Here is a 22,541-nt window from a genome sequence, read left to right on the forward strand (position 1 = left end):
TATTACCCACTTTAGTTATAGTCTACCGAAATTAATGCTTCATTCCTGGCATGGTAGACATATCTTGACCGCCGGTTCCTCCACTAGTATTTGGCGGTGTTTCCGTATTTGTACTGCCGCCGTGGCCTCCCCCGTGGCTTTCTCCAGATTCGGATATGATCTCAAGCATTGAATCGATTTCTCCTTGTGCCGCTGCGGACAGACTATCTTCACTACCTGTAATCCAGGCATGATTATAAGGTCCTTCCGTTGGGGAGTTTTTATATTTCGGTTCAACGGACATTACATACGTCATTACGGAATCTGGCATCTTATCTTTATTCGTCCATAGCAGTGGCGAATGTTTTCCTAGATGGGAAAATGGCGCAGCAGCAAGGGCCAAAGCTGCAGCATCTTTGCTGACAAAAGAGAAATTGTGTCCAGGTGTTGTGATCCCCCATCCAAATCCGGTTACGGGATCTTTATATTTCGCGAATGCAATAGCATTTTCATAGGGATCGTTGCCAGCAATACGAACCACTTTCCCATATTGGCCCAACTGATTTATCACATTTGCTGATATTTCAGATTCGGGACCAAGAACATAAATATTTGCTTTTCCGTCTCGTGTCTTTAATGCATCCACTGTTTCTTGAGGAATTTCATCCTTCTTTACATAAAGCAGCGGCTCAGGCATGTGGGCAATCCAGTTTACTGCCGGCATCGTATATTCTTGACTATCCAGTGAACCTACAATTACTGACGGCGGATTTTCCTTCGTTACATTGGTATAATAGGCATCAACCGCTTTTGCAACAGATGCGGGGTTACCGCCTTCTATCTTATCGGTCTTGAATCCCAGTCCTTTAACTTGCTCTTCTACTTTTGGATCCAGATCACCTACTAGAACAACCTGGATGCCCTTATTCATTTCCACGCCTTTGGGCTTCAAACGATTCAACTCATTAAGGGTCACATCTGGGATGCCGTCCTTATTCACGAAAAGAACAGGGCCGTTATTAGGATGATGAATTAAATCTGCACTAACAAGTGTTGTTTGCCAGTCTTTCGGATTCGCAAGTACGACGCCTCCAGGACGATTATCGTCATTTGTTGCCATCCATAAGGTTTTCGAAATCAGAACGGCAGCCTCGGCCGGGTCATTTGTATTGATGCGTGTCGTATTTTTCGATGCCACCCATGGTGTGTTCGCCGCTGCGGCTGGTTGACTATTCGCAGAACCTGCCTGCTTGCCCATATCCCCCATATTGTGTTGAGAAGTAGAATCCGTTTTGTTAAAACAACCCGATAAAACTAAAGCAGTAGCCAAGGAGACGATCCCGACTTTTATTAACTTTTCCATAATAAAATGCCCTCCTACTTTATGTTACTAGGTTTTCCTTTGATTGCGATTTGCTGCCATGTGACGCCACTATCGCTTGAGATATATACATCTTTTTTTTCCGTTGCTATAGCGAGTTCATTTGAACTTACGGGATTTGCTGATACGTATATTATGCTTTCGATCTCTTGTACAGGGGTTTTGATGATAACTTGTGGTTGTTTTGTCTCAACATTTACTTTCACAAGTCCTGTATGAGGTTTTGCAGTACCGATCAATAAATCCCCTGCTTTCGTAAAGGCAACTGTTGAAACCGGACTTTCATATACAACGGAAAACGTTTGACCATAATCTTTTGAAAGATATGCCCCGGATGAGGTACCAAGGACAACCATAGAATCCTGTGTCGGGTGCACCGAGAGAGAAGTAACCTGTCCCTGAAGACCGGCCATGCGGCTGCTCGTCCATGTTTTTGCCTCGTCCTTGCTATAGAACAAGCCTGCCTGCTTCATTTTAGAGTTGGGTTCAGGATTAAGCACATAGAGGGTATGGGTTTGATAGCTGACACTCATACCATGTAAATCAACTTCTCCTTCTAGTGCGAGAACCGTAATCGACTTGCCTTGATCAGTGCTTTTAATAAGCCCTAAGGGATTCTTATATTTTGTACCTGGTGCCGGGTGACCGCTACTGTAAAATCCGTTATCTGCCATGGAGAAGCCCATGTAATCATGCTTCTCTCCCGGAGCTTCCGTCCACTTGCCATCTGCGTATATTTTTAACCCGTCATGTACCGGAATAAAAAGTTGTTTCCCATCACTGGAATAGCCCAAGCCATGGATATGCATAAAAGCTGTGCTGGTGCTTTCCGCATCATGGGACTCATGTTGTTCTTCCATGTTCTTCTTCGAACATGCCGTGGCTCCTATAGAAAACACAAAAATTAAGACTAGCAGGATCATTTTTTTCAGGATAAGTCCCCCCCTTTGTAAAATAAAAAGACCTTCTACGAATGTCTCCTCATATTTCTAAACCATACTCTGGTTAAGTGTATCAACTACTTTTGAAGATCTTGTGTAGATAAGACTAATTTTATTTGGGCAGTCGAATATAGAAAATGGCACCTTCGCTACTTTCCGCCCAAACCTGCCCACCGTGTGCAGAAACAAGTTGTTTGACAATAGTTAATCCCAAACCACTGCTGCCTGTTCTCCGATTTCGTGACTTGTCCCCGCGGTAAAAACGCTCGAATAGATACGGTAAATCCTTCTGGGAAATGCCTGGACCTGTGTCCTGGATCTTGATGAGTACATGCTGTTGTTCTAGTATTGCAGAGACTCGCACCTCTCCCTGTTCAGGCGTGTATCGAAGAGCATTGCTAAGGATATTAACCAGTATTTGAATCATGCGGTTATGGTCAATCTTAAGCCGAATATCCGATATACTTGAAATGAGTCGGACATTTTTCTCTGCAAAGGACGCTGAAACTAATGCTATCCCTTTTTCAATTATCACCTCTAACGACTCTTCTTCTAGCTTTAATCGAAAGACCGGTGATTCCACATGGGTAAGATCTTCAAGCTCCGTCACCAGTTGCGTCAACCGTTCGATTTCTTCATAGCAGGAATGGATGCGTTCCGGAGTCGGATCCCATACCCCATCTTCCAGTGCGCGCATATGACTTTTCAACGTTGTTAGAGGAGTGCGAAGTTCATGAGCAATGTCTTCTGTCATGGTCATCCGCAAATTTTCTTGTGTTTGTAGTTGCGCGGCCAGCTCATTTAGAGACGATCCTAAATCCGATAACTCGTCTCTTCCAGTAATAACGACTCGTGCCCCCAATTGGCCTTTTGTCATTCTTTGTGCGACACGTTTCATATCAACAAGCGGAGATGAGATCCGTTTGGCCACATAGAAGCCAAGCAAAGAAGCCAGGATGATAGAGAAAACACAAGTCAATAGAATCGTTTGGATTAACGCTTGTTCCAAATGATAATCTAACTGTGGAAGATCATGATTCATGCCCGTAGTCTGCTCTTGATACAAGGAGAAATGATAGTGCGTTTCCACAATGATACTGACCGTTGTTATGATGACAATTCCCGCGGCTATGGCAATGATGATAAAAGCTAAACGGGTATGCAGACGCTTATTCATGTAATCCCACCTGCGAAGCGGTATCCCGTTCCGTATACGGTCACAATATATTGCGGAGACTTCGGGTCACGCTCGATTTTTTGTCGGATATTTTTGATGTGTTGGTCAATCGTTCGACTATCACCCTCAAAGTCGTAACCAAGCACTTTTTCTACTAGCTCCTCTCTCGAAAAATGACGCTGAGGATATTTAGCCAGCACGAGAAGCAATTTAAATTCATTCGGGGTTAAATTAACCTGTTGCCCATCGCAATATACATTGTGCTTCTGGGAGTCAATCACTAAATGTGCACCGTTGAACTCCATGCGATCTGCAAGTAAATGATTATCGTCTGATCGGCGCAAGATAGCTCTGACCCGTGCCACAACCTCCCGTGGGTCGAAGGGCTTGATTAAATAATCATCAGCCCCTATGGACAACCCCCGGATCCGATTGTTCTCCGATACCTTAGCCGTTAGCATGAGAATGGGGACAGAATTGATTTGACGAATGGTTTGACAAACCTGTTCCCCATCCATATCCGGCAGCATAAGGTCCAGAATAACAAAATCGACCGGTTGGGTTTGGATCATTTTCAACGCTTCATGTCCTGATTCAGCTTCCAGCAATGTATATCCTTCTTTCTTAAGGTAGGAGACCACGACATCTCTTATTTTAGCTTCATCATCAACAACTAATATTGTTTTCATTGCAGTCCTCCGCGGGAATCGATTTACCCATTCTGACCTTATCAAAAACATGTGTAGAAATGATGTAGAAATCGTTTCATTATCTCAAATACAAAAAAGAGGACCGCTCGTTCTTGTCCCCTTTTCCAACTAACAAATAGTATTGAGAATAAATCAATTAAATCAAAGAATGAATGGCTTCCTCAAGTGTTTTCTTAGGCACAAATCCCGTAACATTCCCCACAAGAGTGCCGTCTTTATAAATAAACAAAGCTGGTAAACTTAACACATTCAGACGTGTAGATATTTCTGAATCCGTCTCTACATTGATTTTAGCAATTCGAACTTTTCCCGCAAATTCTAAGTCCAGTTCATCAAGTATAGGTTCAAGTTGTTTACAATAGGTACACCATGGGGCCCAAAACTCAATGATGACTAACCCTTTTTGTTGAATCGTTTCCTGGAAAGATTGGTCTGTTATATCAATCACCACAGGATTCCCTCCCGGTTTTCTTTTTAATGCCTTCTATCTAGTCTACTTTTAGACTTTTCGAAGTTTGATTTTTTGTAGTCTTAGCGCATTCAATACGACGGATACAGAACTTAAGGCCATTGCTGCTCCTGCTAACCATGGGGCCAAAAAGCCCAGTGCAGCAATAGGTATGCCGATGACATTGTAGGCCAGCGCCCAAAACAAGTTTTGTTTAATGTTGGCCATCGTTTTCTTGCTCATAAATATGGCGTCTGGAATGCTGGTTAAATCACCGCGCATGAGCGTAACATCAGCGGCCTCCATTGCCACATCTGTACCTGTTCCGATTGCCATCCCGATATCAGCAGTAGCCAGTGCAGGCGCATCGTTGATCCCGTCTCCGACCATTGCTACCTTTTTACCTGCATCCTGCAGCTTCTTTACCTCAGCAGCTTTACCCTCCGGTAGTACTTCTGCGAGAACTTTATCGATCCCCGCTTGTGCCGCTATGGCATTGGCAGTTCGTTCATTGTCTCCGGTAATCATAATCACATCGATTCCAAGCTCTTTCAAGCGATGCACGGCTTCTTTGGATGTTTCTTTGATCGTATCTGCTACGGCAACCATGCCGGCATAGACCCCATCCATAGCGACCAACATCGTCGTCTTGCCCGATTCCTCCAAACGGTTCATGGTATCAAAAGCAGACTCCGCTTGAATATCATACTTGGCCATCAATTTGCGTGTACCGATGAGCAGTTCTTTGCCTTCAACGACAGCTCGTATTCCGAAACCTGGTATAGCCTCAAAATGTTCGGCAGAAGGAATTTCAATGCCTTGATCTTTGATACCCGCCACAATCGCTTCAGCCAGCGGATGCTCGGAATTTTTTTCTGCAGCACCTACGTATCTCAAAAGCGTAAGTTTCTCAACACCGTCTGCAGGAAGTACATCTGTTAGCTCTGGTTTACCTTTTGTTACCGTACCTGTTTTGTCCAAAATTATGGCATCTACTCGGTGTGTAGCTTCCAGATGCTCTCCGCCTTTAAAGAGTATCCCTAACTCCGCTGCACGGCCTGAACCTGCCATAATGGATGTCGGTGTTGCGAGCCCAAGTGCACAAGGACAAGCTATTACAAGAACTGCAATTGCCTTTTCCAGGGCGCCTGTGAAGCTTCCTGGATCAACAGCGAAATACCAGACGAGGAATGTAACGACAGCTATTCCTACGACGATAGGGACGAAAATGCCTGAAATCACATCAGCTACTCGTTGGATAGGAGCTTTAGATCCTTGAGCCTCCTCCACCACTTTGATGATTTGAGCCAGGGCGGTTTCTTTACCGACCTTAGTCGCTTTGATGCGGAGAACCCCGTTTTTATTAATCGTAGCACCGATTACGGTATCGCCTACGCGTTTTTCTACCGGGATACTTTCACCTGTCAGCATCGATTCATCCACTGCTGAGACACCTTCTACGACTGCTCCGTCAACCGGTATTTTTTCGCCAGGCTTCACAACGACGATATCCCCGGCCACAACATCTTCTACCGGTATGATCAACTCTTCAGCGCCGCGAATCACCAGAGCGGTCTTTGCTTGAAGGCCCATTAATGTTTTGATAGCTTCGGAAGAACGACCTTTGGCGAGGGCTTCAAACACTTTTCCAAGAAGGATTAACGTGATAAGTACGGCACTTGTTTCATAATAAAGCTCTACTTGATGGTGACCCTGTCCCCCCAAAGTTTGAAACGTTACATAAAGACTGTAAAAATACGCCGCGGATGTTCCAAGTGCAACAAGCACATCCATATTGGCACTGCCGTTTCTAAGAGCCTTATACGCCCCTACGTAAAACTGTTTTCCGATCACAAACTGTACAGGAGTAGCTAAAGCCAGTTGAAACCAGGGATTCATAAACAAATCGGGCAACCAGATGAATGAAGTAAATGAAAAGTGACTGACCATGGCCCACAACAGCGGAAATGAAAGAACGGCGGAAACGATCAACTTGCGCTTCTGCTTCTTGATTTCCTTAATCCGGTGATCCCCGTTGGCTTTTTGTTCTTGCTTCGGAGCCGCTTGATATCCGAGCTGCGCCACCTTTTTCATCATATCTTCAGCAGACACGCGGGTCGGCGTATATTCCACATGAGCGGTTTCCAACGCAAGATTGACTGTTGCTTTTCCTACACCCGGCAGCTTATTCAGCCCCTTCTCGATGCGGGTAGCGCAGGCAGCGCAGGTCATGCCGGTAATTTGAAATTCAATGCTTTCCTTTACCGTGTCGTATCCGAGCGACTGAATCTTTTTTTCCATTTGTGTTAAATCCGTTTTCGCTGGATCAAATGTAACAGAAGCCTGCTCAAGAGCAAAATTAACTGTAGCGTCAGCGACGCCTTCCAGTTTATTCAATCCTTTTTCAATCCGGTTTGCACAAGCTGCACAAGTCATACCAGTGATTTGCAAAGTCGTTTGTTGTTGTTCTATGGCTTGTATCTTTTCCATTTCTAACTCCTCCATCCGATAACCCAACTGAATATTACTTGCTGTTAACTACTTCTTACACAACATCATACCCTTGTTCTTCGATGGCCTCTTTGATCTTATTTAACTCCAGATTAGCATTATCGTATTCCACGGCAACAGAACCAGAAGTCAAGTCTACTTTGCCCTGAGCCCCAATCGTTTTTAAAGCTCCTTCAATAGAATTCACGCAATGTTGGCAAGACATTCCTTCAACTTTTAATATAACGTTATTCATTGTTTATTCCTCCTGAAAGTTGGTTTATTTCATAAGTTTGTTTACAGTGATAAGCAATTCATTAATAACTTCCTGATCACCCGATTGGATGCGGTCTACCACACAGCCTTTCATATGACCTTCTAATAAAATACGACCGACGCTGTTTAATGCAGATTGAACCGCAGCAATTTGATTCAACACATCATCACAATAGGTATCTTTATCAATTAAGTTTTTAACTCCCCTTATTTGTCCTTCTATACGGTTTAAACGGACATTTAGGTTTTCCTTAATATTATCTGAATGATGACTTCGTCTTTCTTCAGTTACGGAGCAACAATGAGGATCCGTATCTACAACAGCTATGGACTTCATGTGAATTGATATTTTTCTCGCCTCCTCAATAGCATTATACTATACCCCACTACCCTATGCAAGTGAAATGTCTTATCACCGCGGCAACGTGTGTCTTATTAATAAGCTTTTCTTAATCCATGATTTGCTTTAAAGTTTCCAGTGTTATGCGGTCAACAAACTTACTGAACTTTTCTTTACCTTTAGCATGTTCTTTATAATAAGCTATGATTTTAGTAACAACTTGCACGATCTGCTCCTCAGCGACTCCAGACAAAAGCAACTTCGCGAACGATGCCTTAAGTCCTTTAGGATCACCGCCAACATAGATATCGAATGTATTCTTCATTTTTACAACTCCAATATCTTTGAGCAGCGGCTCACTGGTACCGAGCGCACAGCCTGCATAGCCTACTTTGATAGGAGTTGGAGTTTCAATTCCAACGATTGCTTTATTCAATATACATGCTGTCAATAAACCGGCTTCTTCAGCCCCCTTACAGAAATTGCAAGCGATAAGCCTTTTTACGGTAAATCCTGACGGGTAAACCCCCAATCCGGCCTTTTCAAGATTTTTCTTTACATCTTCGACTCGATCTTGTTCGATTTCTATATACAGTTGTTGGAAAGGAGTCATTTCAATCTTGCTGTTCGGACCAGCTAAAGTCCCAATCATAGCTAATTGCTCTGGAGTAAACAAACTTCCCCCAACTTGAATGGATGGTGAAACGGCTATCTTTGTTTTCTCTCCCATGATTTCTTCCCTCCAGCTTGATCTCCGTTATTTTATATCAACTGTAAAAGGAGCTGTAAAAACCTCTCCCTTGTGCTGGAACTGTCCCCAAATCTTATATACTCCGCTTTTCGGGAATGATGTTCCGAATTTGGCATCCGGCCCCTTCGCTTTTTCCTCCAATGGGTGTACGTGCAAATACTCATTGGCATCTTGAGATATAATTACCACGTGACCTACAGCACCTAGATACTGCTCCAGATTTTGAATGCCTTGCTTGGTTTGAGCATCCCGTATATTAAAATTCAAGTTCACATCTTGATTCGGTTTAGTTCCGCTTAGTTGGAGTTCTATTTCTTTGCCCGCCACTTGTTTGACCATTTTAGTGTCAGGCTTCAATGAAACATGCTCTCCTGCTTTCCCTTCCACATTCACCCATTCGCTTTTGGTAACTGTTGAGCCATTCATTGGGGCGAAATCAGCAAATAGTTTGTATTTGCCACCTGCCGGAAACTGGGTTTTTATTATGAAATTTCCATCCCCCTTGTACTCCGGATGAATATGGTTAAAGTATCCTAAATTGTCATCAACGATAATGAGATGCAGAAGCTTTTCATGAGTCTCCTTAAACTGTTTGACCAGATTTCCTTTATCATCCGTTATTTGAATCTTTAACTCCGTGTCTTCGTTTGCTTTTGTTTGTCCGGCGGGGAGCATGAACTTAGCATTTAAGTTATCCGGTTGTGTGTTTTTGTTTTCCGTCTTATTTCCTTCACTATGTTCCCCCCCATGCCCAGAACCATGATTCACTCCTTCTTTTGAGCTTGTGTTGCCACAAGCGGAAAGTAAGCTTACAGCGAGTATAACTGACAGAATAATAGTCTTCTTCATTTGACCTCTCCATTTCTTTAGATAATGTTTTCCTTTGACTATAGAATACCCCACTACCCTATATAAGTCAACAATAATTTAGTATACCCCTGTACCCTATTAATGATTGGATTAAAAAACATCATTTCTGATGTTTGTTCTGCACGATTATTTCAAGAGCCTATTCATGGTTGTCATTAATTCTTCAATGACCTCTGTATCGCCCCCTTGGATTCTTTCCATCACACAGCTTTTCAAATGATGTTCCAGCAATAGCTTTCCTACTCCATTTAACGCAGCTTGTATAGATGAAATTTGGTTCAGTATATCATCGCAGTACGCGTCCTTTTCAATAAGACCTTGTACTCCTCTAACTTGTCCTTCGATGCGCTTCAATCGATTCGTAAGACTGGCCTTCACTTTATCGGAATGATGGCTTTTACGTCCTGCCCCATCAGTAGAACAATGGGTTTCTTCATCGGATTTGTTACCATGCGACTGCTCTATATCTTTATCCATTGAGTATCACTCCCCTTTGTTTTCTACTATACCATACGTGTATATGTGCCTCAATTTCCGTATAGGGTTACTTTATTCCATCAACACCTAAATAAAAAAGAGGCCAAACATAAGTTTGACCAATTTAGCCTGTAATTGTATTACATACCGTCAGAGGGACTGTTGTCTTAACTCTTTGGAGTTCGAATAAACAATACAACAAGCAATGCACCTACTGCAGCCACTACTCCAGACCAGAAAAACGCTGCTTGAAATCCGATATTTAAAGCGGCGACCTGTTCCACAGCGTCGTTTGATGAGGTTGTTGCAGCTGCGATTGCAACCATAGCCGCCAGACCGATCGCAGATCCTATCTGATAACTGGTATTCGCCAAACCTGATGCGAGACCTGCTTCCTCTGGTTTCGCACCTGACATTGCAGCCATAGTTGCTGGGATGTAAGCAAGTGACATTCCCAAAGCACCAAGCAATGAAGCAGGCAACACATGTGAGATGAAATTTCCGTCAATTGGTGTATTCCCTGCAAAAATGAACAATGAAGCGGAAAGAGCTATTAACCCTAGTACAAGGTTGAATTTAAAACCAAATTTGGCTATCATTTTCCCCATTAGACCTACCATGAGAATCATAATTAAAACCGTCATTGGGAGTAAGCCAAGTCCCCCTGCAAAAGCAGAGAACTTTAACACCTGCTGTAAGTATAGGTTGAGGAAAAACCATAGCGGGATCCAGGCACCGGAAAGTGCGATCAACGCTATATTACCGGCTGACAAGTTTGGAATGGAGAATATACGGAGAGGCACTAAGGGATCTTTTTTCACCGATTGAATGATAAGGAACAAGATAAATAAAACTACTGCGATACCTAATATCCAGAAAGTTGTCGAGGATCCCCACCCGTTATGCTCTGCAGTTACAATCCCATATACCGCAAGTACTAGGGCAGCCGTCACCGACAATGCACCCATAATATCGACGTTACCTTTTCTCCGTGTTCCAGCAGACAAGAGGCCAGATGAAACCAAGAGAACAATGATGCCTACCGGAACGTTAATTAAGAATGTCCATTGCCAACTTAACCATTCTGTAATCACACCTCCTAAGAACACACCTGCTGTTCCACCCGCAGCTGCCGATGCTCCCCAAAAACCTAGTGCTTTACCGAGTTCCTTCGGATTCCCGTTAAATAAAATCATGACAATGGTTAGTGCAGCCGGTGCAATTAATGCGGACCCGAACCCTTGTAATGCACGCCCTGCATTTAAGGAACCTTCATTCCACGCTAAACCTGCTAGTAATGACGCTGCAGTAAGGATAAGGAATCCAAGCATAAAGATGCGACGTTGTCCGAATAAATCGGATAGTCTACCACCAAGTAGCAAAAAACCTCCAAAGAAAATTACGTAGGCGTTAAAAACCCATTGAAGACTTGCTTGTGTATACCCAAGAGCGTCTTTAATAGCAGGTAATGCTACCCCAATAATGGACGTATCCATAATAACCATGAAATTGGCCAGACATAATAGCGCTAAGGCTTTCCATCGACGAGCGTCGGGTGCGCCTGCCACTTGTGCTTGATTTGCCATAATAACTACCTCCTTTTCTTTTAGATACATAATAGTTATGTTTATAAAAAAGCTCGTGACGGCCGTCTTTCCGAGCCCAATAATTTACGCAACGATTATGTATCGACAGAAATAATAGTATAGCCCCCTACCCTATATTGTCAATATGCTGGACCCAGAAAAATTACAAACAACGCAATAAGCAACAAAATACGGCAGCCTAAAACATGAAAATAATGTTCTAAGGCTGCCGATGGTGGTTTTTAGCTATAGTTTCCAATTAGACAAGACTGTATAAGGGTTCCAATCATATCTTATTGTTCTGTACTGTATGTTTACTTTCCTTATTGCACTTATCCTGCCCTTGATCTTGTAGGAAGCCATTCGAAATTTTTTGTGCATAGCGTTTAGCAATATCGATGATCATATCTAACTGCTCATAGTGCATAGAGAAAATCAAATCATACCGAGGGAGCTTAATCAAGAAAATCAACAACAAAGTATAACATAGCCTATTTATTAAGATACCTGGCTGTCCGCCAGGTTCTTGTTGGTTGAGTTCAGCCCATATACTTATAAATATTGTTCAAAAAAAAGCAGCCTCATCGATATAATCCTCGATTCAGCCACTCTTCGGTTCTTCATACTTATTCCAGCCCTCGATCTAGGAGCTGCCCATCTTACGACGAGTGTTAGTAGGTTTGTTCGTGTGTTGACTCTTCATCACTGGACCGCCACTGCTTCCCGATTTCTGATGATTCGTCTGACCGCTGTTGCCCTTCTTCTTCTGGGCCAACATTTCCTTGGCGGCTTCTGCAAGCGACTTCTTCTTAGGCTCTTGTGCTGCTTGTCCGTCCTGCGTATCTTGTCCAGCTTGTGGTTGTTTCGTTTCTTCTGACATTGTAATCACCTCACCTATTCCTATTATGCCATCATAGGGTCTCCAGGAGACAACTTTTTCCTACATCAACTTTATCGTGAATCGGCCGGGAAAACAAGTCCCATTTGTCGACGAGCCTCATCCATAATCTCCATGACTGCCATTGAATTGGCATGTGAGTTAGTGAGCGACTCCTGCTTCCCCTGCTTGAGTAGTTCAATGAATTCCGTAATCTCATAAACCATATTATGAGCAGATTGAGGCTCGGTGATCTCCTCTACTGAACCATCCCTATAACGGATTTCCACCCTATCGGGCTGACTGATTTTATCGATGATCAGCGTCCCTTCCTCGCCCTGAATCTCGGAGGAAGCATGTGATTGCGATATTTTCGAATGCAGGATCACCCCCTCCATCTTCCCGTATTTAAGAAGCAGGCTGCCTTCTCCATCTACACCCGATTCTAATAGCAGGCCATTGGCTTGGACAGAATCAGGCTTGCCGAATAACACTACCGAGGGATAAATACAGTAGATTCCAATATCCATTAATGATCCGTTTGAGAAGATAGGGTTAAACGCATTCAACACCGTTCCTTGTTTGTAGGCATCATACCTAGAAGAGTATTGGCAGAAGCTTGCAAAATAACGACGGATCGGTCCGAGCTTGTGCAAATGTTTTTGAATCGAAATGAAATTGGGTAACAGTGTAGACTTCATTGCTTCCATCAACAACACTTGATTATGCTCGGCCGCCTCTATCATCTTGCGCAGCTCCTGTGCATTAGAGGCAATTGGCTTCTCACACAATACATGCTTTCCATGGTTCATACAAAGAATAGCCTGTTCAGCATGGAATGAATTCGGACTAGCTATGTAAACCGCATCAAAGGCATCACTGGCGACAAATTGATCTAATTGCGTATATAGGTTAGGGACGTTAAACTTCCTGGCGAATTGCTGGGCACGTTCCTCTGTCCGTGAATATACGGCAGTTAGAGTAAAATCACTATTCTCTGAACCACCTTTGATAAATTCTTCCGTAATGCGATTCGTGCCAATCACACCAAAACGTATCATGTTTCGTTCCTTTCTTCTTGCGTATGTCTTTTCTGAATTGATTTTCATTGGAAAGTATACCATATTTGCTTGAAAAAGCCGGATTTGCGATAATGAACTTGCACACAACTGTTGGAGGAGCGTGATCTCATGAGTGTACAACAACCGCAATCTTCTACCCTATTCGCCTATATCGGCTCCTACGCCGAGGCTGCCAATCCAGGATTATACACCTGCACATTCAACGAGCAAACCGGCAGTCTGACTCTTATTGAACAAACAAGCGGCTTACAAAACCCTACTTTCCTTGCTATTGATCAGCCCAAACAGAAGCTGTACGCGTTGTCTGAGCATATTACAGACGGGAAACGCAGCGGGGCAATCCGGGCCTATGACATCGAGTCTGAGACGGGCAAGCTATCCCTTCTCAATGATGAAGCTAGTGTTGCGGCTCCAACTTGTCATATCAGCTTGGACCGTTCCCGACAATTTGCTCTTGTTGCGAGCTATTCAGGCGGTCTTGTCGGTTTGTCCCCCTTACAGGAAGATGGACGGATCGGACCCCATGTAGATGTTCATCAGCATAGCGGCTCCAGCATCCGACCTCAGCAGGATCGGCCTCATCCTCATTCGGCCTACGCGGATCCCGCCAATCGATTTGTCCTTGTCCCCGATCTGGGGATGGATCGCATTGTGATTTACCGTCTAGATCTACAGCAGTTCAAGCTAATCCCGCATGGAGAGGTTGCATTAGCACCGGGCGCTGGTCCGCGTCATTTCGCTTTTCATCCTACACTATCCTGCGGTTATGTGATTAACGAGCTTAATTCTACTATTACCGTATTCCACTATGATGCCGAGCTGGGACAGCTATCCGAAATTCAGACTGTCCCGACCTTACCGGACTATTATACAGGGGACAATGCTTGCGCCGACATTCACATTTCTTCCGACGGACGCTTCCTATACGGCTCCAACCGGGGTCATGACAGTATAGCGGTGTATGAGATAGAAGCATCCTCAGGCAAGCTGAGCCTTGTGGAGCATGCAGCTACAATCGGCAAGCATCCGCGCAACTTCGGACTTTCTCCGGATAACCGGTTTCTATTGGTTGCTAATCGTGACACAGATGACGTCATTACCTTCGCAAGAGATGCGGAGACCGGAAAACTGCAGCCGACTGGCGATGTCCTAAAGGTGTCCAAGCCCGTATGCGTCCAATTTCTAACTCGACAATAAGCTAGTTTTTGAATGATAAGCTGCTCCCAGGAGCAGCTTTTTTATGGTGAAGATAGCCCCAACACTCCTAACACTTCCTTCACACTCTACTGATACCTGACTGTTTTTCGATAGACTATCCTACCAAGAGTCTATATAATGAGAACATAAGAGGGAAATGTTAGAAAAGAATTAAGTTTCTAAACAAATTGAGGTGTCACCCAAATGAAGATTCTAATAATAGAAGATGATACTATTTTTGGCGACATGTTAAGTATGTACCTTGCAGAAGAGAATTTTATTGTCCAACGAGAGGCCACGGGTCAAGAAGGGCTGCTCGCTTTTCATACATTCATGCCGGATATCATTCTGCTCGATCTCGTCCTTCCGGACGCAGATGGAATGGATTTATGTGTCACTTTTCGCGAAATGACGAATATTCCTATCATCATCATCTCCATGAATTCCAAAGTCAGCGACAGAATTCAGGCCTTAACTGCAGGAGCGGATGATTATTTATGTAAGCCGTTCAGCATGCAAGAGTTGAAGGCCCGTATTATGGCTACAAGCCGCCGAGCGCAGCTGTACAACTCATCGCTCTCTCAGCTGGCGGTCGCTCAAGAGACGGTTGAGGCCCAGAACCCTAACCGGATTCGCATCGATCTGGAGCGCCGCTCAATTTATATCCATAATCAGGTGATTGAGACTACATTCTCCGAATTTGAGATCATGAAGCTGTTCTATCAGCATCCCGGTAAGGTGTTCAGCCGTGACGATCTGATTAATTCCATTCGAGGCATCGATTCTTATGTCAACGAACGCTCCATTGACGTTCACGTGACGAATCTGCGCAAGAAGATCGAAGACAATCCCAAGCAGCCTACTTATATTAAGACCGTCTGGGGGATCGGCTACAAGTTCATGTACCCTTAGCAGAATGAATCAGATCTCTTTGAATGGACGTTGGAACACTTTGGGTATAGCGGTCTCGAAGCGCAGCAGCTTCCCTGATACTGGATGCTGGAAGGCAAGCACGCGCGCATGAAGACCGAGCCTCCCAATGGCTTTGCTTTTGGAACCATACTTCTTATCCCCTACGATCGGATGCCCGATATCTTCCATATGGACGCGAATCTGATTCTTCCTCCCCGTCTCCAGGTTAACCTCTAGCAAGGAGAATTCACGATTCGATTGAATGACCTTATAGTGAGTCACTGCATGCTGCCCATCATTAGGGTAAGCACTTGAATACATCTTAAGTGTCTTACTCTCCTTCAACCATGAGCTTATCGTTCCTTCCGATTTCTTAACGGCGCCCTCCACCAACGCTACGTAAGTCCTCTCTTTTACGAGCTCCTGCCACGAATCCTGCAATATCTGCTGAACCTTCTCACTTTTCGCGAACATCATCACCCCTGATGTATCCCGATCTAACCGATGTACAATAAAAATGCGGCTATTGGAATCCCCTTTACTGCGCACATGGGCCGTAAGCTGACGGTAGGCCGTTAATTCCTTCTCTTCCGCTGTAGCGATGGACAGGAGGCCTGCGTCCTTCTGCACGACCAGAATGTCGGCATCCTCATGCAGGATGGTCAGTCCGATCATCTTCTGTGCTTCTTCTGCAGCCGCTTGTCCCTTTACAATGGATACCGTCTGCCCAGGGATTAAATTATAGTTGTATACCTTGATAATCTTGTCGTCTACCTTTACAAGACCGTGTGCCAGCAAGGATTTCACTGCATTCCGCCCCTGATTGGTGATGTTAGCAAGCAGGAAGGTAAGCAATTCGGATGGTTCTTTGACTGTGTAACGTTTTGGTGGCGCGGTGGGCTTGCTTGGGCCGCGTTGTTGCTTGCGATTGGATGGGTTGGAGCTGGAATTACTTTGCCTTCTCATGCGTTAATATGCCTCCTAGAGTTTACCTGTGTTCATTATACCACAAGCATAAACGGCTTTGCCGTCCTATAAGGCGGCGTCCGTTTGGCGAAGAAATATCAGAAAAGGATGAATTTTATACTTTCTGATATTTTGAAAAAAACCTCTACATCTCCCCTGAGAAATGGGACTGTAGAGGTTTGCTTATGCTTGTTTAAAATTCGAAGGCAGGGGGCACGTTAACCTGGACACCATTCCATATTTTAACATGCAGAGATTTGTTGTTCCCGCCCTTCACATTCGCGCCTGTCACTTGTACGGTGTAGATGGCTCCGGTTTCATCTGAAGCCGTAAATTGCATAAACAGTCCTGAGTTCGTTACGACAGCCCATTGGGTCCCCGTTACCGTGAGGCTGATCCCTTGAGGCGTCGCGAACATCCGGCCGGTCACAACCGCTTTCGAGGTCGATCCATCGTAAGCGACATCAAGATCTACGTGGAGTTTCATAGCCTTGACACCGATTGTGGCATTCCCGGCAGACAAATCGAGTTGAGCTTTAACACTTGTATTCAATTGACTCGGGTCGAATACGGCTACAGTTGCTGCCATCGACGACGCAGTCTTGTAATACCCGTTCATTTCAAGCTTTGCCGTAATTTCATAAACACCCTCAGGCAATGGGAGGTTCGCCGTGACAACTCCATCCGCAGCTGCTGTATACACCATGCGAAGTGCATCGCTCGTGTACGGCACCTTCGATCCGTCCGGTGTAATTACGACCGCATCGAAACGTACAGGAAGCCCTGTCACAATGCCTGGCGTTCCGTCTGCCTGTTGGACGATCTTCGCAGTCAGCATTACACTACCGCTAGTCGGTTGTACCAATTCGCCCGCATATTCAATTGCGACTTCTTCCTTACTGATTGTCAACGTGCCTTCAGCCGAACTGCCCTCGTAATAGGCGGCCGGATCAATAAACACCGCACGTACATTTAGACTTGCGGTCTCCGATCCGGAGCCGATGCCGTCATTTACGAAGTAAGGAACGACTGCCGTTCCTGTACCATCGGTTACCGCATCACCTGCGTGTTGACCCGCTACGGTAAACTCGACCCGCATACCGGTAATAGGATCTCCCTCGGCAGTTGTTAGAACGGCCCGGAGCTCGCTTACGTCGCTGTAGACGCCTACGGCATTGTCTACGGAGATCGAAGTGGCGATGCCCGATATGGTCAATGTTATGCTGTTGCTCTGCACACTTCGATCGGCCATCGTTACATGAGCCGTAACCTGCACAGTGCCGGAGCGTTTAGCTTCGATTTGTCCGTTTGCAATCGTTACGGAAGTCGGATCGCTGATTGTATACGTCACAACAGCACCTGATAATTCCTTCGTGGTCCTGCCCTTCTCGAGTATACCCTTCAAGGCAACAGGTACATGTTCGCCAACTTTGAGATTAGTAGTTGGAACAGTCAATTCCGCTCCTGTCAATTTCACAACAAGATTAGGATCACTATACTTATAAAGGTTCGGCCCTTCTGGATCCCTGTATAAATAGAAGCTTCCGAAATCATCCTGCGCGAGCTTCTTTACTTGAGTCGCCAACACACTAACTGCTTTGGTGGCTGCGTCTACCTTGAAAAACCTTCCGGCCACAGTTGCATATACATTACCATCTGTCCCTGTCTCCATGGATCCGTCGATCCAACGGCCGCTTGCATCAGGAAACTCATTCTTACTGTAAATCACTTGCTTCTGTACTGGATCGTAGACGAACAACGCTCCATTGGCCAATCCCCAGATGTTGCCGTCTGGTCCGATGTGTAGAGCTGTGATAGCCTGTTTGCCAGCCACCGGAACAACTTGATGCTCGATCTGTTTGCTAGCTACATCCCAGACGAAGAGTACCGCTTCATTCGCTAAAGGGGTGCCGCCTTGTCCTCCATGAATGGAAGTACCGCCATACAATTTGCCATCCTTGTACACTAGCGAAATAATACTTTGATTCGGAACCAGATTCCAATACACGTCCGGTTTGCCTCGCGTATTCAAATCATAGACGGCCAAGACGCCACCCAATAGTCCATTTTTCGGAACAGTACCCACAAACAGCTTATTCATGTCTTCCGAGCCTGCCATTCCGAATGGCCGATCCTGAAGCGTATATCCCGGTATGGCTGCGTTCTCTTTAAGATCAAAAATAACAACCGGGTTCAACTTATCTGAATTCGTACGATTCCAAGGCTTGGAAAGATCATATTCGTAAATTTTTGCATCTGGGTAAAGCCCATAATATATTTTGTTCCCGATAACCGTAATTCCCTCTTGCTGACCCAAGCCATTAAGATACATAGATTGACCTGAAGAAGGAGTATGCACACCAACATTGCCTGACAAATATCCCGATGTGTAGATTTTTCCATCTGGACCTTTCTCAATATCGTGAATGTTCACGGGCTCTGCAGGAATCTGGATTTCGGTAACTTTAACGTTACCCGTCTGCAGATTGTATTTGTACATTTTGCCGCCATTTCCAGTCAAACCGACCAGACTGTACCCAGGGAAGCCTTCCTCCTGAAGCTGGACAAAATCATATCCAATTGCTGCACCATCTATGCTAGCTCCTAAGGATTGAATCGTATCGGTGTCCAGATCGTACGAATACAGGGCTCCGGCAGCAGCTGCATAATAAATCTTGTTTGCAATCGGTGATTTCGGTGAAACGCCTCTGGAGAACATGGGCACATCATACATCTTGGCGCCAGTATCGGCATTTGTAACCTCAATTTGCTCTCCGGTCGCCGCATTCAGTACGAACATCTCATTCGCATTGTTTGCTTCCTTCTTAGCGAAGAGCTTGCCGCCTACCAGATTGAGATCGTACACCGAGATAATATTGCTGTATTTGGATGGGAGCAAATCCTTCTTTACGCCAGTTGCAAAATCATACTCGACCAGCCGCGCCTGGTTCCCAACCCCAGCGTAAACTTTATGCGTATCTGGATCGTATACAACGACACGAGTCCAACGTTCACCGCTGCTCTGTGAGGACAACGTCCCGAAATCAGTAAATTTATTCGTTACCGGATCATATTCATACAAATTCGCAGTAGGATAAGTGCTTCCGTACATTTTACCGTCTTTACCGTTTGCCATTGGATATAAGACCGAATCCTTGGTCGGTAATGGATGACCTAGATTCCTCAGCTCACCTGTCGCTGGGAAATAACGATACAGCAGTCCCAGATTGTATCCGCCTAGATAGACGGTACCATCATTGGCAACCGTAACCGACCAAGCTCCAGTCACGTCCGGCATTGGCATACTCTTGACCACTTGCTGAGTCTCGATGTCTATAACCGTGAATATGGCAGGTACGCCTACCGCTACCGAATAAATGACGTCACGCCCGTTCGTATCTTTTCCAGTATCCCCCCTCATAAGGGTAACGTTCCGGATTTGAACGCCAACATCCTGGCCTACTTTTACAATCGAATTCTGAGGAATAGTCGTTGCTACGACGTGAGTCCCTCTTAGCAATCTAATGTTATCTACGTAATACTTAAACGTTTTATTAGCGCTGCCAGCGAACATGACGGCAGCATAAGTTGCTTCAGCCGGGACTTCTGCAGTAACCGTATTAGTGAACCATGAGGCCGCCGGATCTGATTTAATGCTCCATGCTTGCTTGCTAAGATATTTCTTGTCTTTGTCAAAGTAACGCACATACATATCTGCAGAACCATAGTCGATAAACGTATCAGCTAATGCTGTGTAAACCGCACCTGGTTCCACTTCGATCAAATCACTAATGACATTAAGGAACTTTCCTGGTTCATTTTGAATATACATGCTTTTCGCGCCGGTTTTAAACATATCCCCTGTAATTCCGAATGTACTGCCATCTGTTGCAGGGGCATATTTTTTCCAGCCTGGGATCGTATTGTCAACAACAGCTTGCTCGAAATCTCCATTATTGACAGCTTTGGTCACACTAATGTTGTCCAAGTAGTACGAGTATGTCTTCTTATTCCCCGAAATCAACGAAATCTTAAGTTTTACACCCCCAGGCTGAACGGTGAAAAGCTTCTCTGTGTAAGCCCATTCCCCCGCAGGTGTCGAGGCACTTAAGTAAGTGTGAAAATCTTTTGCGTCCGCACTTTTCACGATTTTCCCTGCTTGATCATACACATACACATACAACCCCTCAAGCGCACCTGTTTCCAGGTAGAATTGAGTGCCGAGACGGTAAGTTGCCCCTTCCTGAACATCAATTAATTCGCTTTCCATGTTGATACCAGCACCGGTTGTCTTTACATTACTCACAAAAAGACTTTGTTGTCCCTCTTTCTTTTCCAAGCTGCTTACCGATGCTAACCCTGAGTTTACTTTCCAGTTGGGAATGCTGCTGCCCGTTGTTGGAGCTTCAAAGCCTCCATTCGGTACGAAATACTTTGGCGCAGGAGGTGCAGGAGGAATTTCTTCCGTCCATTCCACTTGATCATAATAAAGTGTGCCTTGTCCGGAGTTCTTCAAGGTAACGGCTATTGTTACCGTATTAGCCGGGGCTGCTTTAGTAACCGACAGCTTGGTCCAGCTGCCGATCGCAGGAGTCAACGTCTGATTGGCTTGATCCAGCAACTGGTTTGCCTGATCATAGAAGTTCAATTGAATCTCAGCTGCTGCTACACCTGTTCCATATACCATTGCGGAAACAGTCTGATTCCTGCCGACATTTGCGGTAACGTAGTTACTCATGACGCCTATAGGCTGACTCGAAGGATTGTCGAGCTTCAAGCTTTGAACGCCTTCAAGCTTCGTGTTCGAATCCAGAGCAATTCCTTGGGTTCCATTCAAGCTCTTCCAGTGTTGAACGAAGCCGTCAGAAAGCGGAAGCTCGAAGTTCGGATTCTGTAGCGCAGCAAAAGTTCCGAGAGGCGGCTCCACTGCTGCTACTGGTTGTTTCAATTCTTCGATCTTGAAATCGTCCCAGTAACTATATGCTGTACCACTTCTTGCCGATGCTATTACAATAGCTGCCTTTGCTGCATTAGCCGGTGCAACTGAGCTAACAGAGATTTGCTGCCATTGCTTGAATGGACCCACATATTCAAAGATAGCAGTTGGAGGATTAGGATTGAGGTTCACTCCATTAGTATCAAAATATACGAGTTGCAACTGTACGGAAGACTTCTCCAAATACAACATGGCAGAGGCAGAATAGTTAGTATTTGGGGTAACGTCCACCTTGTCGCTCATTGAACCAAATAAAGCGGTTGTATCCTTGTCATCGATCTTCAAACTAGATGTTCCCGAAAATTTCGTTGTTTGATCCACACTCACGGTCCCTAGCTTGCCTGCCCCCCCAAATTGAGGTGTCCAGTTGGGAACACTTGTTGTTGCAGGTTCCTCAAATCCAGCGTTCGGAATTTCTTTCGAAACAGATATCACACGCTCAAATGAAATGTCGTCCACGTAAATAGTTCCTACTGGTGCTACACCAGTAAGTATCTCAATTGCAGCATAATTAGTATTAAGGGGTGCTACTGCTTTTATAGCAAATCTTTGCCATTTACCAGAATTAGAAGCTGTCATGTTTTGACTATTCATCGATGTGCTCAACGGTAAAGGATTATTTAGACTATCGTAAAAGTTTACTTTCAATTGTATGCCAGGGGCTGAGCTTTCTAAATAAACCCAGGAAGAAAACCAATAGACAGTACCCGCTGTTACTTCCACCTTATCGCTTTCCACTTTAAAGCTTCCAGCATCATTATCCGTAATCTTCAAGCTGCTCGCTCCGCTACGAAATAATGCAGAAGTTACGGAAACGCTTCCAGTAGTTCCCAAGGTTTTACTCCAACCAGGAATACTTTCTCCCACTACTGGCAGCTCAAAACCCGGATTAACCAGAGCAGGCTGTGGGGCGGGACTATCAGCCGCCACTGAAGTTACACCGCCTGTGTAGCCCACAGACATCATGATACAAATACATAAGAAATACATAAGAGCTTTTCTGATCATAAATCTCTTCATTTTCTTCCATCCTCCCTTTACTTGATTCCAATCGTTTTGAAGAACACAACCGCCGCTCCCCCCAC

The 22,541-nt window shown here is 44.9% G+C and carries 18 protein-coding genes; 2 read left to right on the top strand and 16 right to left on the bottom strand.

Going from position 1 to position 22,541, the window contains the following annotated elements:
- Positions 1–31 precede the first annotated feature (31 nt).
- The 14 genes from AC58QD_RS27840 to AC58QD_RS27905 form a co-directional block, all read right to left on the bottom strand.
- Positions 32–1,342 carry a cell wall-binding repeat-containing protein gene (locus tag AC58QD_RS27840; RefSeq protein ID WP_497338304.1) on the bottom strand — a complete coding sequence of 437 codons (1,311 nt, stop codon included), beginning with the start codon at positions 1,340–1,342 and terminating at the stop codon, positions 32–34.
- Between the two features lie 14 nt (positions 1,343–1,356).
- Positions 1,357–2,220 carry a F510_1955 family glycosylhydrolase gene (locus AC58QD_RS27845; RefSeq protein WP_497338305.1) on the bottom strand — a complete coding sequence of 288 codons (864 nt, stop codon included), beginning with the start codon at positions 2,218–2,220 and terminating at the stop codon, positions 1,357–1,359.
- A 193-nt stretch (positions 2,221–2,413) separates the two neighbouring features.
- Positions 2,414–3,478 carry a HAMP domain-containing sensor histidine kinase gene (locus AC58QD_RS27850; RefSeq protein ID WP_497338306.1) on the bottom strand — a complete coding sequence of 355 codons (1,065 nt, stop codon included), beginning with the start codon at positions 3,476–3,478 and terminating at the stop codon, positions 2,414–2,416.
- Complete coding sequence (locus AC58QD_RS27855) at positions 3,475–4,167, bottom strand: response regulator transcription factor (RefSeq protein WP_497338307.1); 693 nt, start codon at positions 4,165–4,167, stop codon at positions 3,475–3,477. Before AC58QD_RS27855 ends, AC58QD_RS27850 begins: the two co-directional genes overlap by 4 nt.
- A gap of 157 nt (positions 4,168–4,324) precedes the next feature.
- A complete protein-coding gene (gene trxA, locus AC58QD_RS27860) occupies positions 4,325–4,639 on the bottom strand; it encodes a thioredoxin (protein WP_497338308.1) in 315 nt (104 codons plus the stop codon).
- Between the two features lie 48 nt (positions 4,640–4,687).
- Positions 4,688–7,126 carry a heavy metal translocating P-type ATPase gene (locus AC58QD_RS27865; protein ID WP_497338309.1) on the bottom strand — a complete coding sequence of 813 codons (2,439 nt, stop codon included), beginning with the start codon at positions 7,124–7,126 and terminating at the stop codon, positions 4,688–4,690.
- Between the two features lie 55 nt (positions 7,127–7,181).
- Positions 7,182–7,382 carry a copper ion binding protein gene (locus tag AC58QD_RS27870; protein ID WP_497338310.1) on the bottom strand — a complete coding sequence of 67 codons (201 nt, stop codon included), beginning with the start codon at positions 7,380–7,382 and terminating at the stop codon, positions 7,182–7,184.
- A gap of 24 nt (positions 7,383–7,406) precedes the next feature.
- Positions 7,407–7,739, bottom strand: coding sequence for a metal-sensitive transcriptional regulator (locus tag AC58QD_RS27875; protein WP_497338311.1), 333 nt, complete (start codon positions 7,737–7,739; stop codon positions 7,407–7,409).
- A gap of 112 nt (positions 7,740–7,851) precedes the next feature.
- Complete coding sequence (locus AC58QD_RS27880) at positions 7,852–8,472, bottom strand: nitrite reductase (RefSeq protein ID WP_497338312.1); 621 nt, start codon at positions 8,470–8,472, stop codon at positions 7,852–7,854.
- Between the two features lie 27 nt (positions 8,473–8,499).
- A complete protein-coding gene (locus AC58QD_RS27885; RefSeq protein WP_497338313.1) occupies positions 8,500–9,342 on the bottom strand; it encodes a DUF8832 domain-containing protein in 843 nt (280 codons plus the stop codon).
- A 147-nt stretch (positions 9,343–9,489) separates the two neighbouring features.
- The gene (locus tag AC58QD_RS27890) at positions 9,490–9,840 is read right to left on the bottom strand and encodes a metal-sensitive transcriptional regulator (protein WP_497338314.1); all 351 of its coding nucleotides are present in this window, start codon (positions 9,838–9,840) and stop codon (positions 9,490–9,492) included.
- A gap of 167 nt (positions 9,841–10,007) precedes the next feature.
- Positions 10,008–11,426, bottom strand: a complete 1,419-nt coding sequence (locus AC58QD_RS27895; protein ID WP_497338315.1) for an MFS transporter — start codon at positions 11,424–11,426, stop codon at positions 10,008–10,010.
- 643 nt (positions 11,427–12,069) lie between these two features.
- A complete protein-coding gene (locus tag AC58QD_RS27900) occupies positions 12,070–12,306 on the bottom strand; it encodes a hypothetical protein (RefSeq protein WP_497338316.1) in 237 nt (78 codons plus the stop codon).
- 71 nt (positions 12,307–12,377) lie between these two features.
- A complete protein-coding gene (locus AC58QD_RS27905; protein WP_497338317.1) occupies positions 12,378–13,364 on the bottom strand; it encodes a Gfo/Idh/MocA family protein in 987 nt (328 codons plus the stop codon).
- Positions 13,365–13,493: 129 nt separating this feature from the next.
- Here AC58QD_RS27905 and AC58QD_RS27910 point away from each other — a divergent pair, with 129 nt between their 5' ends.
- On the top strand, positions 13,494–14,582 hold the full coding sequence (locus AC58QD_RS27910; RefSeq protein WP_497338318.1) for a lactonase family protein: 1,089 nt from the start codon (positions 13,494–13,496) through the stop codon (positions 14,580–14,582).
- Positions 14,583–14,786: 204 nt separating this feature from the next.
- Entirely contained in the window at positions 14,787–15,494 is a 708-nt protein-coding gene (locus tag AC58QD_RS27915; protein ID WP_497338319.1) for a response regulator transcription factor, read from the top strand.
- 9 nt (positions 15,495–15,503) lie between these two features.
- Here the strand turns inward: AC58QD_RS27915 and AC58QD_RS27920 are convergent, their stop codons facing one another.
- Both AC58QD_RS27920 and AC58QD_RS27925 read right to left on the bottom strand, forming a co-directional pair.
- Entirely contained in the window at positions 15,504–16,460 is a 957-nt protein-coding gene (locus AC58QD_RS27920; protein WP_497338320.1) for an RluA family pseudouridine synthase, read from the bottom strand.
- Positions 16,461–16,653: 193 nt separating this feature from the next.
- The gene (locus AC58QD_RS27925) at positions 16,654–22,476 is read right to left on the bottom strand and encodes a carbohydrate binding domain-containing protein (RefSeq protein ID WP_497338321.1); all 5,823 of its coding nucleotides are present in this window, start codon (positions 22,474–22,476) and stop codon (positions 16,654–16,656) included.
- Between the last annotated feature and the right edge of the window lie 65 nt (positions 22,477–22,541).

This window comes from Paenibacillus sp. J2R1T-4 (assembly GCF_059692235.1).